Origin of the sequence: Nocardia jejuensis NBRC 103114 (assembly GCF_001613145.1) — a bacterium.
GTDB classification, from domain to species: Bacteria; Actinomycetota; Actinomycetes; order Mycobacteriales; family Mycobacteriaceae; genus Nocardia; species Nocardia jejuensis.
Window position 1 is genome coordinate 343,537 of the sequence record NZ_BDBU01000018.1, and the last position, 13,656, is coordinate 357,192.

Sequence of the window (13,656 nt, forward strand, 5' to 3'; positions counted from 1 at the left end):
TTTCCGACGGTGTCAGGTTCCGCTGCGGAGCAGGATCGCGCCGCCCGGGGTGAGCCCACCGCTGGAGACCACACCGACCCGCGCGCCAGGGACCTGACGATCCCCGGCTTCGCCGCGCAATTGGGTGATCGCCTCGTGCAGCAGTCCCATACCGTGGGTGCGGCCGTGCGAGAGCTGACCGCCATGAGTGTTCAACGGCAGCAAGCCGTCTCGCGCGATGTTCTTGCCGCCCTCGAGGAAGTCCCCGGCTTCGCCGATTCCGCAGAAGCCCAGCGCCTCGATCCAGGAGAGGCAGTTGAAGCTGAAGCCGTCGTAGAGCTCGGCGACGTCGACATCACTGGGACGCAGCGTGGTTCGCGTCCACAGGTGCGCCGCCGGGCCGAGCACCTGTGGCTCATGGGTGAGCGTGCTCTGATCCCATTCGATCCGTTCGATGATCTGCGTGCCCACGGCCTCCACGAGCACCGGTGGTTTGGGCAGATCCCGCGCGGCGTCGACCGCCGAGACGATCACCGCCACCGCGCCGTCGCACGGCACATCACAGTCGTAGAGTCCGAACGGCGTGGTGATGGTGCGCGCGGCGAGGTAGTCGTCCATGGTCATCGGATCCCGGTACACCGCGGTGGGATTGAGCTCGGCATTGGCGCGCTGATTCAGCGCGATCCAGCCCAGGCTCTCCCTGGTGGTCCCGTAGCGATGGAAATGCCGCTGGGCGTTCTGCGCCAGCGTGTGCGCGGCGGAGGTGGCTCCGAACGGCGCCATCCACCCGGTGCTGCGCCCACCGGACGGCGTGATGCGCCCGCTGCGCACGAGTTCGTTGAACGTGGCCTCCCACACGGTGCGGAAGCACAGCACGTGCCGCGCCAGCCCGCCCGCGACCGCCAGCATGGCCGCGATGACCGACCCGCCGGGACCGAAGGTCTCGATACCGCCGTTGTGCCAGGTGGGCCGAATCCCCAGCGCGGCTTCCAGAGCCGTGACGCCGCCCTCCCCGAACCCGCCCATGTTCCCGCCGCCGGGATAGGACGAGATGCCGTCGATGTCCCGCATCGTCAATCCGGCATCGGCGACCGCGTGTTCACACGCTGTCACGGTCAGCTGGAGCGGGGGCACCATGAGCCGCCGGCCGATCTCCGACATGCCCACCCCGGTCAGCGCGACCTCGTCCTCGAACTTGCGCTGTCCGATCATCGGGCGCACGTGCCGCCGGATCTCCTGCGGCGCAATCTCGTCCACCGGAAGCGGTGCGGGCTCGGGCTGATCCTCGACGGGCCGGAACAGCGGCAGCCAGACGTCGCCGTCGGCGTGGAACTTCACCCGCATCCGCAGCCCGAGAACGAGATCGGCCGGATCGCAGTCGATCACGTTGGTGGTCAGCCGAACTCGCGGATCATCCTCGAGCGCCACCTGCGCCACCACATAGGGCGCGGGCATACCGGGCACGCCGAACCGCTCGTTGACGGTGAACCCGGCCAGCGTCCCGAACCCGGACACCACCCGCACCCCCAACTCGTGACCCCGGCAATACCGGCACACCGGCTGCGGCGGATGGATCAGCGCCGCGCAGGACAGGCACTCCTGAATGCGCAAACGCCCGTCTTCGCCGGAAGTCCAGAAGAACTCGTTGTCCAGCGTGAGCAGCGGCAGCGGTCGCCCCGAAGCCTCGGCCACATTTCCTCCTCGCATTGTTCTCGGCGCACACGGCTACCGTCCGACCACGCACTGTGCCGATGCACCACGGACCGGGTCGCGCCGAGCGGCGTGCGCACGGGCCGAATCCAGGTCCCGGCGCCACACGCACGACCGGGTCCTCAGATCTGGGCGGCGTCCCTGTGGACCGTCACCGGTTCGGCGAGCCGCTGCTCGTCGCAGATCTGCTGCAGTTTCTCGAGGGTCTCGTCGAGTCCGGGGCCGAGTCGCGGGCCGGGGGTGAACGTGGCCGGGAGATGCCGCATGCCCTGAATGACCGCGATGGTGTCGTAGTGCACGGTGGTCTCGGGATCGCAGCGGAAGTCGGGCATCCGATCGAACACCGCGATCAGCATTCGCTTGAACACCGTGCGCGCGACATTGGAGCCGATGCATCGGTGCACGCCGAGGCCGAAGCTGTAGTGCCGATTGCCTTTTCGATCGAGAATCAGCTGTTCCGGATCCTCGAACACCTGCGGATCGCGATTGGCCATCGCCCAGGACAGCCAGACGCGGTCGCCCTCCAGGAACTGCTTGCCGGCGACCTCGCAGTCCTCGGCGATGGTGCGGCCGTCGCCGGGGGCGGGCGTGTAGTAGCGCAGGAACTCCTCGGTGGCCGCGTCGAGCAGCACATCGCGTTCCTTGCTGAGGGTTTCGCGCTCGCCCGGATTCTGGGAGAGCCACTCCAGCGAGTGCGCGGTGAGCGCCGTGGTGGTGTCGAAACCGCCGCCGATGAGCAATGCGAGCATGCCCAGGGCTTCGATATCGGGCAGTGGTTCGCCGTTCAGCGTGGCCTGGGTGAGGGCATGGATCAGTCCGGGGCGTGGCGTCTCCCGGATCTCGATCATGTTCGTCAACAGATCCAGGCCCATGGTCCGATGCATCTCGGCCACTCGCGGATAGTCCTCGGACATCGGCGGCGTGTAGACGGCGGCGTGCACGGGCTCGTTGTAGACGGTCCACTTGTGCAGCGGGACGCCGAGCATGCCCAGCGTCAGCACGGCGGGCACGATATTGGCCAGATCATCGACGAAATCGATGCGCCCGCTCTCGATCTTCTCGTCGATCGACGCGCGCACCACCTCGTCGATGAACGGGATCCAGCGCTTGACGGCCGCCGGTGACAGGTACGGGTTCAGTACCGAGCGCAGTTCACGATGCTCGGGCTCGTCCATCTCCAGAATGCCGCCGCGAATACCCCGCGCTCGCGGTGACGGTGGGATGCTGATGCCCCGGTATCCACGCCGAACCCCTTGCGGGTCATGGTCATTGGAGGTGTACGGGCAGCGGGAGAGTTCGAAGACCTCCCGATTGCCCGCGGCCACCCAGTGGCCCTCGTGGGTGTCGGTCCAGGCGATGGGGCACTCGTCGTGCATCTCCTCGGTGATGGCCTGGAAATTGTCGCGATAGTCCGGCGCGAACCGGTCGAAATGAAAATTGGGCTGCTTGCGCTCGGTCAGCTGGTCGGTGTGCTCTGCGGTCATGATCTGCCCTCTATTCGCTGATGGAGATCGCGCGTTCGGGGCACGAATGCACGGCCTCGCGCACCTCGGCCTCCTGGTCGGCGGGGACGTCTTCGCTGACAGGAGAGGAGTGGCCGTCGATTTCGCTGAGCTCGAAGGCTTTCGGGGCGATCATGGCGCACAGCGTGTGACCCTGGCAGCGGTCCGGATCGACTCGGACTTTCACGATGTCTTTCCCTTCAGATGTGGTAGTCGTACCACTTCAGGTAGCCGCCGGCGTCGACGCGGATCTGCGAACCGGTGATGAAGCGGGATTCGTCGGAGGCCAGGAACAGCACCGTGTCGGAGATGTCCGAGGGCTCGACATAGGGGACCGGCATCGCCTGCTGGACATGGAATGCGGGCTCGGCGTCGGCGCGGGTCGGGTTTTCCAGATCGGGCCGGAACGACCGGTACATCGGCTCGCTCTGCAACATGGGGGTATTGCAGTTCGTCGGATGCACGACATTGGCGCGAATCCGCTTGGGCGCGAGGTGCGTCGCGATCTCGTGGACGTACTGCGACAGCAGTCGCTTGGCGACCATGTACGCGACGCCGCCGGGGTCCTTACCCGGCTGATCCACCTTGCTCACGTCCATTAGCGCTGCCACCGAACCGGTCGCGATGATCGAGGAGCCGTCCGCGAGATGCGGCAGCGCGGCCTGTACCGCGTTGATCACGCCGACCAGGTTGGTGTCGATGACGTCGGACCAGGCCTGCCACTGCGGCTGCCCCTTCATTCCGGCGATACCCGCTTGCGCGACCACGATGTCGAGCCGGCCGAACTCGGCCACACCGCGCTCGAGTACGGCGCGCAGAGCGGCGGCATCGCGCACATCGGCCTGCTCGGCGATGATCCGGCGACCGGTCTTCTCCACCAGCTGGACCGTTTCCTGCAGATCCTCCGGGGTGGACAGCGAGTAGCCGATGCTGTCGATATCCCGGCAGATATCGACGGCGATGATGTCCGCGCCCTCTTCGGCCAGCCGCACGGCGTGGCTGCGGCCCTGGCCGCGGGCTGCCCCGGTGATGAAGGCAACCTTGCCCTCGACTCTTCCCACGGGACTTTCCTTTCGATCGGTGAAGTGTGTGTCTCGGCGCGCGTGTCTCAGTGCGCGCGCTGGGCGTACAGCTCGGCGTATTCCTTGCGCGAGCGGGTCGAGATGTCGACGTCCTTCGCCAGGGCCCGCAGCGCGCCGACGGTGGCCTGCTCGCGCGGAGTCTCGGCGAAGGGGTCGATGCCGAAGAAGCGGCAGGCGTTCTGCCAGGTGATCTTGTCGATATCGGTGTCGTCAGCCCCCGCGCCCTGGAGTTCGTTCAGCACGAATTCGGGAGCGTTGGGCCACAGCGAATCCGAATGCGGGTAGTCGCATTCCCAGGCGATGTTGTCGATGCCGATGTCGTGGCGCAGCTTGAGCGAGGTCTTGTCGGTGACGTAGCAGGCCAGTACGTGCTCGCGGAACACCTCGCTGGGCATCTTGCCGCCGAAGTCGCGGCGCAGCCAGCGCTGATTGGTGTAGTGCCGGTCGGAGCGGTCCAGGAAGAACGGAATCCAGCCGATGCCACCCTCGGACAGCGCCACCTTCAGCTTGGGGAAGCTGCGGAAGGCGGGACCCCACAGCAGGTCCTGGGCCGCGAGCTGGGAAATGCTGGGCGCCAGCACCATCAGCGCGTCGATGGGGGAGTTGGGGGCGAGCTTGAGCGCGCCGAAGCCCTGCCCGATATGCAGGTTCATCACCGTGTCGTTGTCGGACAGCGCGGTGAATACCGGCCCCCAGTAATCGATGTCGTGATAGCTGGGCAGTCCGTCGATGTGCGGCAGCTCGGCCATCGTCACCGAATGGCAGCCGCGGGCCGCGAGGCGCTCGATCTCGGCGACGGCGAGCGCCGGATCCCACAGCGGCAGAATGGCATTGGGGATGAACCGGTCGGGATACGCCCCGACCCAGTCCTCGATATGCCAGTCGTTGTAAGCCTGGATCATGGCCACGGTGATCTCGTCCTTGAAGTGGCTGAGATGTCCCGCGCTGAATCCGGCAAAGGTGGGGAAGCACATCGAGATGTGAATACCGTTGGCGTTCATATCCTTGATGCGATCGTGGATGTCGTAGACCGCCGGGCGCATCTCGGCGTAACCGGCGGGGTCGCGGCCCCACTCCTCCGGCGGCCAGGACACCACGGCGTTGAGGCCGGCGACGCCGGTGGGCCGTCCTCGGTACATCCAGCGGTCGACCCCCTTCTCGTCGACCACGACGCGGGGAGTCTCCTCGGCCCATTTGCTCGGGACCCGGCCGTCGAACATGTTGTGCGGCTCGACGACGTGGTCGTCGATGCTCACCAGAATCATGTCGTCGATGTTCATGTGATTCCTCGCTGCTGTGACTGGGTCGGCGGGGTGTACGCACCGGTCCCGTATGGGTGAGATTGTAAATCTCACATATGGAGAATGTCACTCTCCAATGACAATAACAGTGCAGTCGGCACTGTGCGAGAGCCGAATCGGCGCGAGGCCGATCCGGCGCTATCGCAGTCGGTCCTTCTGCACTTTTCCGGTCGCGTTGAGCGGCAGTTCGTCCAGGAACCGCACCGATCGGGGCACCTTGTACCCGGCCATGTGGTCGCGGGCCCACTCGATCAGGTCCGGTTCCGACACGGCGCTCGTCGTCACGACGAACGCACGGCCGACCTGCCCGAGGCGTTCGTCGGGGACGCCGATCACCGCGACCTGGGACACGGCCGGATGTTCGAGGAGCGTGCCTTCGATCTCGGCCGGGTAGGCGTTGAAACCGCCGACGATGAACATGTCCTTCTTGCGGCCCGCGATCCGGAGCCGCCCGTCGGGATCGAGGCTGCCCAGATCGCCGGTGTGCAGCCAGCCCTCGGGGTCGACGGCCTCGGCCGTGGCCACCGGATCGTCGAGATAGCCCTGCATGACGGAGTACCCGCGCACGAGGATCTCGCCGTCCTGGGCGATGCGCACTTCGACTCCGTCGCACGGAGTTCCGACCGTGGTGGCGATCTGTTCGAAGGTGTCGTCCGGTCGCGACGCGGTGGCCGTGCCCGCCTCGGTGAGCCCGTACCCGGTCATGATCGACCGGAACGGCAGTTCCGTTCGGATCCGCCGGATCAACTCGACCGGAATGTCCGCGGCTCCGGTCACCGTGGTGCGCAAGGAGGACAGGTCGTGCGAGCCGCGCGCCTGCAGCAGCGAGGAGAGCACGGTGGGCGGCCCGGGCAGCATGGTCACGCGTTCGCGTTCCACCAACTCCATTACCCGCTGAACGTCGAAGACCGGCACCGGCAGGATCGTCGCGCCCCGGATCAGCGCGGCGATCACACCGGCCTTGTAGCCGAAGGTATGAAAGAAGGGGTTCACGATCAGGTAGCGATCGCCCGCACGCAGATCGGCCAGCGCGCACCATTCGGAATACAGGCGCAGGGTCTGGACGTGATTCATCATCACGCCCTTGGGTTTTCCGGTGGTCCCGGAGGTGTAGACGATGTCGGCGATGTCGGTGCCGCTCACCTCGCGCTCGAAAGGCGCTCCGCTGCCGAGGAACTCCGATTTCAGGTCGATCACCGGGACGTCGTCCGGTGCGGTGTGTTCCACGCCGAGGAAACCCTGTTGGACCAGAACGAGTTTCGCGCCGCTGCGCCGGATGATGTCGGCGGCTTCGGCGGTCTTGAACCTCGTATTGACCGGCACCAGCACGCCGCCCGCGGTCAGCAGGCCGAAGGCGGCGATGATCCATTCGGCCGAATTGGGCGCCCAGATCGCGACCCGATCGCCCTTGCCGATCCCCGCGCCGGCGAACGCGCCGGCCGCGCGTCGCACGCGGTCGGCGAGATCGACGAAGCTCAGCCGCAGCGGCCCGTCGACGACCGCTTCGGCATCGCCGAAGCGGTCGGCCGCACTCAACACCAGCTGTGGGATGGTCTCCCAGGTGGCGCTGCGTCTCGTTGTGCGAGAACCGGATTCGTTCATACGCCCAGCAGTCGCGCGAGATTTCCGCCCATGATCTTGGCCTGATCCTCGACCGGCAGGTGGGTGAGCATATCGGCGAAGTGGGTGGGCTCGGCCAGACCCTCCGGATGCGGGTAGTCCGAGCCGAACAGCACCTTGTCCACCCCGACCAGATCGATCAGTTCGGTGACGCCCTCCTCGTAGAACGGGCTGACGTGGATGCTCTTCTTGATGGCCGCGACCGGATCCTGCATGCCGAACCCCTCCGGCGCCTTCTTGTAGACGTCGGCGAGGGTCTCGAGCAGCGGCTTGAGCCAGGCCGAACCACTCTCGATGACAGCGAGTTTGAGCTCGGGGAAGCGGAACAGCGCGCCGTGGCACACCCAGGAGGCGACGGTGTCCTGCACCGGCCGCCACTCGTTGACCATGCGGAAGGCGTTGGTCTGGAACGGCAGCATCTCGGTCTTGCTGCCCTCCCATTCGGCGTCGAAGCGGGAGTAACCGCTGTCGGAGGAGTGCATCGCCACGAGAATGTCGTGCTCGACGACCCGCTTCCAGAACGGGTCGAACTCCGGCAGTGCGAACGAGCGCGGGCCCTGGAATCCGGGGACCGGCGCGGGGCGCACGAGGATGGCCTTCGCGCCGTTGGCGACGACCCAGTCCAGTTCCTCGATGGCCTTGTCCAGGATCGGCAGGGTGATCACCGGGGTGGTGAAGATCCGGTCCTTGTAGTTGAACTGCCAAGTCTCGAGCAGCCATTCGTTGAGCGCGTGCACGACGGCGTGGATCAGTTCCGGATCATCACGCATGCGCTCCTCGACCAGGCTGGCGAGGGTCGGGAACATGAGACTGCGATCCACGCTCAACTCGTCCATGAGCGCCAGGCGGGCGGCGGGTTCGCGGAAGGCAGGCACTGCTTTCATGGACTTGCCGAAGATCTCGCGCTTGCTCTTGCCCTCGGGATTGCCGTTCTTGAAGTAGTCCTCCATCGCGCCCGGTCGCGCCACCACCTCGAAGGTGGGGTTGGGAATGTATTCGCTGATGTGGCCGCGCACAGCGATCTTGGTGCGGCCGTTCACCTGCACGTACTGGATCGCCTTCTTGTACCTCTCGGGCAGGTACTTGGTGAGCGAGTCCTCGGTCTCGTAGAGGTGATTGTCAGCGTCGAACAGCGGGTACGGCAGGGTCTTCGCCGTCATGGAATCCTCCTTCGCGGTTTGCGAGAATCATATTCTCGCTCGGCAGGTGTGGCAATGCCCGGTTGTCGATGCGGTTGTCGCCCGGGACTGCGGACCGTGCGGTTAGGTTATTCTCCGTTGAGGAGAATCAAGATTTCGGATTGGAGTGCCAGACATGGTCGACCTGGAGCTGGACGCGGGCGTAGCGATCATCACGATCGATCGCCCGCACGCCCGCAATGCCATCGCCCCGGCCACGATGGATCAGCTGGAGAAGGCCATCGGCGCGGCGGAGGGCGCGCGGGCCCTGGTCATCCGGGGTGCGGGTGACAAGGCATTCGTCTCCGGCGGAGATCTCAAGGAGCTCAGCGCCTTACGCACCGAGGCCGACGCCGAGGCGATGGCCTGGCGGATGCGCGGAATCTGCGACCAGCTGGCGGAATTCCCGGCCCCGGTGATCGCCGTGCTGAACGGTCACGCGTTCGGCGGCGGCGCGGAAGTCGCGGTGGCCGCGGACATTCGAGTGGCGGCCGATGACATCAAGATCGGCTTCAACCAGGTGACGCTCGAGATCATGCCCGCCTGGGGTGGGGCCGAGCGACTCGCCACGCTGGTGGGCCGCAGCCGGGCGCTGCTGCTGGCGGGATCCGGTGTGCCGCTCGACGCCTTCGAGGCCGAACGGGTGGGTCTGATCCAGAAGGTGTTCCCGCGAGCGGATTTCGAGGGCGGATGGCGTGCCCTGGCCCGCTCGCTGGCCAATCGGCCGGCGGGGGAGATCAAGCGTGTCCTGGCCGGGGTCTCGGCGCAGGAGGCCGTGACGGCGTTCGCGCGGCTCTGGGTGCAGGACGAGCACTGGGCCGCCGCGGACCGGGTCATGAATCGAAGCAGATAGTGCGAGAAGGGCGGAAAGCCATGACACTCAGCGAATTCGATCTGCGTGAGGTGGGCGACGATCAGCCGCATCCGGTGATCACGCGGATCGATGGCATCGCGATATCGGGTCTGCTGGCGCAGGCCCGTGAGCCGCGTGCGGTGCTGGTGGCGCTGCACGGAGGTCAGACCACCTCCGTGTATTTCGACTGCCCGGGCCACCCGCGACTGTCGCTGCTGCGGACGGCTGCGCGTCTGGGATACACCACGCTCGCGCTGGACCGACCCGGATACGGCGCCGGCGCGAAGCATTCGCGGGGCATGGCGGATCCGCGGCGGCGCGTCGATCTGATGTACGCCGCGACGGACGCGATGCTGGGATCGCTGCCGCGCGGGAAAGGCGTTTTCCTGCTCGCGCATTCGGCCGGGTGTGAACTCGCGGTGCGGATGGCCGCCGATGCGCGCGGCGCACACCTGCTCGGCATGGAGCTCGGCGGCTCGGGCGCGGAGCCGAATCTGGGGTCGCCGGTCCCGCCGGGGCAGACTCCGAATGTGCGGCATCTGGTCTGGCATCCGGAGGACGCCTATCCGCCGGAGCTGGTCGGCGGCAGCGTGATCGGCGCACCCCGCCCGGAACACGAGAGCATTGCCGCGCACCTGCGCTCCCGGGAGGAGTTTCCCGATCTGGCTGCGCGCGTACGCATTCCGCTACACATCACGATCGGTGAGCACGAGCGGGTGTGGCGCACCGACGAGCAGGCTTTGAACGCCTACGCCGGGATGTTCACCGCCGCGCCCCGCCGGATACTGGAGATGCAGCGCGGCGCGGGGCACAATCTGAGTCTCGGCCACACCGCGACGGCCTACCACCTGAAGGCGCTGGCCTTCGCGGAGGAATGCGTGACCGGGGTCGCCGGCGGTTCGGGCCGGAATGTCACCGGCGATGCGGGGGACCGCTGATCGCCGGTGTCGCCACTCCCACCTCGACGGAGACCCGGTCCTGGTAGAAGCCGACGTGCCCGCGCAGCAGAGCCACCTCCGGGTAGGGGTCGTGGTACTCCCAGGCCACCGGATCGGGGCTCGTCACCGGCCGCCAGTATCGGGCAACGCCCTTGAACGGGCAGCGTGAGGTGTGCTCGTCCGCGACGAGCAGATCGAAATTCACCTCGTCCTCGGGCAGGTAGAACACGATGCCGTGATCCTGTTCGGCCACCAGCAGGCCCGAACTCGACTCCGCGAGCGTCACCCCCGCATGCGTCACCGTGATCGAATTGCGCACGCGCTGGACGGTGACGCGGTAGTCCGGCCACTGCGTGAAACCCGATTGTTCCATCGGCTGTTCCTCTCTAGAGAACGGAGCCGGATGCCTTACCGCCCTTCACTTTCGAGCGGTCGAATCCGCGCACCATGGCATGCACGGCATACGAGGCGACCAGGCCGCCGTCTTCGGTGTAGACCCGGCCCTCGCTCTGGGCGTGGCCGCGTCCGGCATAGGTGACCCGAGTGGCGTACAGCAGCCACTGCGTCACATCGGCCTCATCGTGGAATGTGATGGTGGCCATGGTGATTCCACTCGATATCGAGTGATGCGCCATCGACTGGCTCAGGTTCGCGTGCGGGCGCAGCGCCGCGGCGACCGTCCAGTGGGTGGTGGACTGGGTCAGGAGCGCGGCGTGCAGGTACTGATGTGCCGGCTTGTCCTGAAATCTGGTCCACACGAACAGTTCCGGCGGACCGACCCGGGCGGCGTCATCGGTGTAGGCGTCATCGACCACGCGGATCTCCCGGCCCGCGACGACGGCACCCGCAAGCTCGTGTGGCCGTAGCCGTTCGGGCCGGTCCACCTCCGGCATGGGCGCTACGGAGCGAATGAGATCGGGCGCCTCGGCATCCAGCAGCACGAGGCCGGCGCTGCGCATGGAGCGCCCCTGATCCACTCGCACCTGCGCGGTGCTGAAGCTGCGTCCCCCGCGCAGCACATCCACGTGGACCGACAGCGGGGCCTCGTGCTCGGCCGCCCGCGAGAAGATCATCGACGCCGAGACCACCCGCTGCTGCGGCACTTCCTTGGCGGCCGCCACGACCGCACCGCCCAGCAATTGCCCCGCCTCCACGACATTGCGCTCCGTCGGCCCGTGGGCGGGCGCGTGATATCGCCCCGCCCCCTGCGGCCGGACATCCATCAGTCGCAGCAGTTCGGCCTGACTCCACATGTCGTCTCGTGTCCTTGTCTCAGGCGTGCTGGGTGATCGGGTTACCGATGGGCCGGCAGATGGGGGATGAGGCCTGGTTCGGGCTCCACCTCGAACGAGCGCAGCGCCATGGCCACCAGCGCGTAGGTGCCGACCGTGAACACGATGTCCATCAGCTGGCGCTCCTGGAACTCCGAGGCCAGCGACGTCCAGGTCGGGTCGGTGATCGTGCCGTCGGCGAGCAGTTCGTCGGTGGCGCGCAGCAGCATTCGTTCGATGGGCCCCCAGCCGGGAGCATCGGGGCCGTCGGCCACCCTGGCGATGTCCTGCGGGGTGTGGCCGGCGGCGGCGGCCATCACCGCGTGCTGTGCCCATTCATAGTCGCTGCCGCGCAGATGCGCCACTCGAAGGATCAACAGTTCACGATGTGGGATCGAGAGCGAATTGCCTTGAAGCAGATGGCGATTGAACATGAGGAACGGTTTGGCGAGGGCGGGATAGCGGGCGAGGGTGCCCAACAGGTTGGCCCCGCTCTGGCGGCCCGTCCGGGGCTTGCCCGCGCGGGCGGCCCCGCGGAACTCCTCGATGAAGGTGGTCATGTCCTGCGACCAGTCCGGTTCGGGTGTGGGCGGGATACGGGGCATCGCGACTCTCTCGGTGCGTAATCGGGTGAGGGGCTGTCCGGGTCAGGTATTGCGGCCGCCGTTGACCCCGATGATCTGGCCGGTGATGTAGGCCGCCTCCTCGCTCACCAGGAATGCGCAGGTGGCGGCGATGTCCTCCGGCCTGCCCACGCGGCCCACCGGGGTCCTGGACACCTGCAGGTCCATATCGAACACGCCCTTGCGCAGGCTCTCGCGCATCATCGGCGTCTCGATGAAGCCGGGCGGAATCGTATTGACGGTGATGCCTCGACGGCCGAACTCGAGCGCGAGCACCTTGGTCAGGCCGACCATGCCCGCTTTCGAGGACACATAGGCCGCCATCCCGGGCACACCGCTGTGCATGCTGGAGGACGAGATGTTCACGATGCGGCCCCAGCCCCGCTCGATCATGTCCGGCAGCACCGCCTGACAGCACTCGAAAGTCCCGGTGAGGTTGACCGCCAGGACCCGATTCCAGGTCTCGGCGGTGAGTTCGAGAAACGGCCCGGCGACGGTGATTCCGGCGCTGTTCACGAGAATCGCCGAGGCGCCGAGGGTCGCGCGCACCTCGGCGACGGCACTGTCGATGGCGAGTCGGTCGGTGACGTCGACGCCCAGGCCGAGGGCTTTGCCGCCCTCGGCCTCGAGGGCCGCTGCCGCGTCCCGTGCGGCCTCGGCGTCGAGATCCATGAGCGCGACCGATGCGCCGTCGGCGGCCAGCCGCCTGCCGATCGCCAACCCGATGCCGGACGCTCCACCGGTGACAATCGCTGTGCGGGAGCTCATTTGATCGACTCCTCACCCACGACGGTCGAGCGGTGCATGCGCCGCGGCTGCGAGCGGTCGAATTCGCAGGCCCGGTGCACCAGCCCGGTGTTGTCCCACAGCACCAGATCACCGACCGACCAGGCATGGGTCAGTACGCGGTCCGGCGTGGTGGCCCGCTGCTCCAGATCATCGAGCAGCGCCCGGCTCTCTCGCGGGTCCAGTCCGACGATATGGGAGGCGCTGGCCCCGAAAACCAGTGATTTGCGCCCGGATTCATGGGTCCAGACCAGCGGATGGACCCGATCGGTCCAGCGCGACCAGTCCGCGAGTTGCTCGGGGGTGGGGTCGGGGTAGCTCAGGCGCTGGATCCGCTCCATCCGATGCACGACCCGCAGCCCGGCGAAGCGCTCCTTCTCCGTTCCGGACAGCTCGTCGTAGGCGGCGTAGGTGCTGGCGAAGGCGGTTTCGCCGCCCTCGTCGGTGATGACGTGCGCACTCAGGACGGATGTCTTGGCCGGAACCTCGTCCATCGACCCGTCGATATGCCAATAGTCGTTGCTGGGAAAGTATTTCGCGTTGGGGTTGTCCGGATCGAAGCTGATCTCCATCACGTTCGGATTCGCGTACTTCCCGAACTGCACCAGCTCACCGAGCTTTCGCGAGAACGCGACCTGCGCCTCGTCGCCCGCGTGCAGCTGCCGGAAGAGCACGACGCCGTGCTCCTCGAGCAGCTCCGCACAGCTCGCGGCGACCTCGTCGTCGTTCAGCAGTCGCTCGACATCGACGTCGAGCACTTCCACCCCGACCCGGGTGGTCAGTTCCTTCGTGGTGATGGCGGACATGCGCCGC

Annotated in this window: 14 protein-coding genes; 2 read left to right on the plus strand and 12 right to left on the minus strand. The window is 66.9% G+C overall.

Translation table 11 applies throughout. The features are described 5' to 3' along the window. Positions 1 to 12 precede the first annotated feature (12 nt). The 7 genes from NJ1_RS15315 to NJ1_RS15345 form a co-directional block, all read right to left on the minus strand. On the minus strand, positions 13 to 1,686 hold the full coding sequence (locus NJ1_RS15315) for a thiolase C-terminal domain-containing protein (RefSeq protein ID WP_084478219.1): 1,674 nt from the start codon (positions 1,684 to 1,686) through the stop codon (positions 13 to 15). Positions 1,687 to 1,811: 125 nt separating this feature from the next. Then, positions 1,812 to 3,173 (minus strand): cytochrome P450, encoded by a 1,362-nt coding sequence (locus NJ1_RS15320; RefSeq protein WP_067693790.1) that lies wholly within the window; start codon positions 3,171 to 3,173, stop codon positions 1,812 to 1,814. Between the two features lie 10 nt (positions 3,174 to 3,183). Next, positions 3,184 to 3,378, minus strand: coding sequence for a ferredoxin (locus tag NJ1_RS15325; protein WP_067693793.1), 195 nt, complete (start codon positions 3,376 to 3,378; stop codon positions 3,184 to 3,186). Between the two features lie 13 nt (positions 3,379 to 3,391). Next, complete coding sequence (locus NJ1_RS15330) at positions 3,392 to 4,252, minus strand: mycofactocin-coupled SDR family oxidoreductase (protein WP_067693796.1); 861 nt, start codon at positions 4,250 to 4,252, stop codon at positions 3,392 to 3,394. A gap of 47 nt (positions 4,253 to 4,299) precedes the next feature. Next, complete coding sequence (locus tag NJ1_RS15335; RefSeq protein WP_067693799.1) at positions 4,300 to 5,553, minus strand: amidohydrolase family protein; 1,254 nt, start codon at positions 5,551 to 5,553, stop codon at positions 4,300 to 4,302. A 159-nt stretch (positions 5,554 to 5,712) separates the two neighbouring features. After that, positions 5,713 to 7,176, minus strand: coding sequence for a FadD3 family acyl-CoA ligase (locus NJ1_RS15340; RefSeq protein WP_067693802.1), 1,464 nt, complete (start codon positions 7,174 to 7,176; stop codon positions 5,713 to 5,715). Next, positions 7,173 to 8,354, minus strand: coding sequence for an amidohydrolase family protein (locus NJ1_RS15345; protein WP_067693805.1), 1,182 nt, complete (start codon positions 8,352 to 8,354; stop codon positions 7,173 to 7,175). The genes NJ1_RS15340 and NJ1_RS15345 overlap by 4 nt, the downstream gene beginning before the upstream one ends. A gap of 154 nt (positions 8,355 to 8,508) precedes the next feature. Here NJ1_RS15345 and NJ1_RS15350 point away from each other — a divergent pair, with 154 nt between their 5' ends. Together NJ1_RS15350 and NJ1_RS15355 are read left to right on the plus strand one after the other, a co-directional pair. Then, positions 8,509 to 9,225: an enoyl-CoA hydratase/isomerase family protein gene (locus NJ1_RS15350; RefSeq protein WP_067693808.1), complete on the plus strand. Its 717-nt coding sequence runs from the start codon at positions 8,509 to 8,511 to the stop codon at positions 9,223 to 9,225. 20 nt (positions 9,226 to 9,245) lie between these two features. Next, a complete protein-coding gene (locus NJ1_RS15355; protein ID WP_067693811.1) occupies positions 9,246 to 10,163 on the plus strand; it encodes an alpha/beta hydrolase in 918 nt (305 codons plus the stop codon). On the opposite strand, the gene NJ1_RS15360 is transcribed toward NJ1_RS15355, so the two are convergent. The 5 genes from NJ1_RS15360 to NJ1_RS15380 are packed head-to-tail and all read right to left on the minus strand — an operon-like array spanning position 10,138 to position 13,649. Continuing rightward, positions 10,138 to 10,536, minus strand: a complete 399-nt coding sequence (locus NJ1_RS15360; RefSeq protein WP_067693814.1) for a DUF427 domain-containing protein — start codon at positions 10,534 to 10,536, stop codon at positions 10,138 to 10,140. The genes NJ1_RS15355 and NJ1_RS15360 overlap by 26 nt on opposite strands. A 13-nt stretch (positions 10,537 to 10,549) precedes the next feature. Further along, positions 10,550 to 11,416, minus strand: a complete 867-nt coding sequence (locus NJ1_RS15365; RefSeq protein ID WP_067693817.1) for an acyl-CoA thioesterase — start codon at positions 11,414 to 11,416, stop codon at positions 10,550 to 10,552. A gap of 41 nt (positions 11,417 to 11,457) precedes the next feature. After that, the gene (locus tag NJ1_RS15370) at positions 11,458 to 12,039 is read right to left on the minus strand and encodes a carboxymuconolactone decarboxylase family protein (protein WP_067693819.1); all 582 of its coding nucleotides are present in this window, start codon (positions 12,037 to 12,039) and stop codon (positions 11,458 to 11,460) included. Between the two features lie 42 nt (positions 12,040 to 12,081). Next, positions 12,082 to 12,825: an SDR family NAD(P)-dependent oxidoreductase gene (locus NJ1_RS15375; protein ID WP_067693822.1), complete on the minus strand. Its 744-nt coding sequence runs from the start codon at positions 12,823 to 12,825 to the stop codon at positions 12,082 to 12,084. Beyond that, positions 12,822 to 13,649, minus strand: coding sequence for a TauD/TfdA dioxygenase family protein (locus NJ1_RS15380; RefSeq protein WP_067693826.1), 828 nt, complete (start codon positions 13,647 to 13,649; stop codon positions 12,822 to 12,824). The genes NJ1_RS15375 and NJ1_RS15380 overlap by 4 nt, the downstream gene beginning before the upstream one ends. Positions 13,650 to 13,656 lie beyond the last annotated feature (7 nt).

Bases quoted from the DNA above. Each gene is read 5' to 3' on its own strand.
- NJ1_RS15315 (WP_084478219.1), bottom strand. From the start codon at position 1,686: ATGCGAGGAGGAAATGTGGCCGAGGCTTCGGGGCGACCGCTGCCGCTG.
- NJ1_RS15320 (WP_067693790.1), bottom strand. From the start codon at position 3,173: ATGACCGCAGAGCACACCGACCAGCTGACCGAGCGCAAGCAGCCCAAT.
- NJ1_RS15335 (WP_067693799.1), bottom strand. From the start codon at position 5,553: ATGAACATCGACGACATGATTCTGGTGAGCATCGACGACCACGTCGTC.
- NJ1_RS15340 (WP_067693802.1), bottom strand. From the start codon at position 7,176: ATGAACGAATCCGGTTCTCGCACAACGAGACGCAGCGCCACCTGGGAG.
- NJ1_RS15345 (WP_067693805.1), bottom strand. From the start codon at position 8,354: ATGACGGCGAAGACCCTGCCGTACCCGCTGTTCGACGCTGACAATCAC.
- NJ1_RS15350 (WP_067693808.1), top strand. From the start codon at position 8,509: ATGGTCGACCTGGAGCTGGACGCGGGCGTAGCGATCATCACGATCGAT.
- NJ1_RS15355 (WP_067693811.1), top strand. From the start codon at position 9,246: ATGACACTCAGCGAATTCGATCTGCGTGAGGTGGGCGACGATCAGCCG.
- NJ1_RS15360 (WP_067693814.1), bottom strand. From the start codon at position 10,536: ATGGAACAATCGGGTTTCACGCAGTGGCCGGACTACCGCGTCACCGTC.
- NJ1_RS15365 (WP_067693817.1), bottom strand. From the start codon at position 11,416: ATGTGGAGTCAGGCCGAACTGCTGCGACTGATGGATGTCCGGCCGCAG.
- NJ1_RS15370 (WP_067693819.1), bottom strand. From the start codon at position 12,039: ATGCCCCGTATCCCGCCCACACCCGAACCGGACTGGTCGCAGGACATG.
- NJ1_RS15375 (WP_067693822.1), bottom strand. From the start codon at position 12,825: ATGAGCTCCCGCACAGCGATTGTCACCGGTGGAGCGTCCGGCATCGGG.
- NJ1_RS15380 (WP_067693826.1), bottom strand. From the start codon at position 13,649: ATGTCCGCCATCACCACGAAGGAACTGACCACCCGGGTCGGGGTGGAA.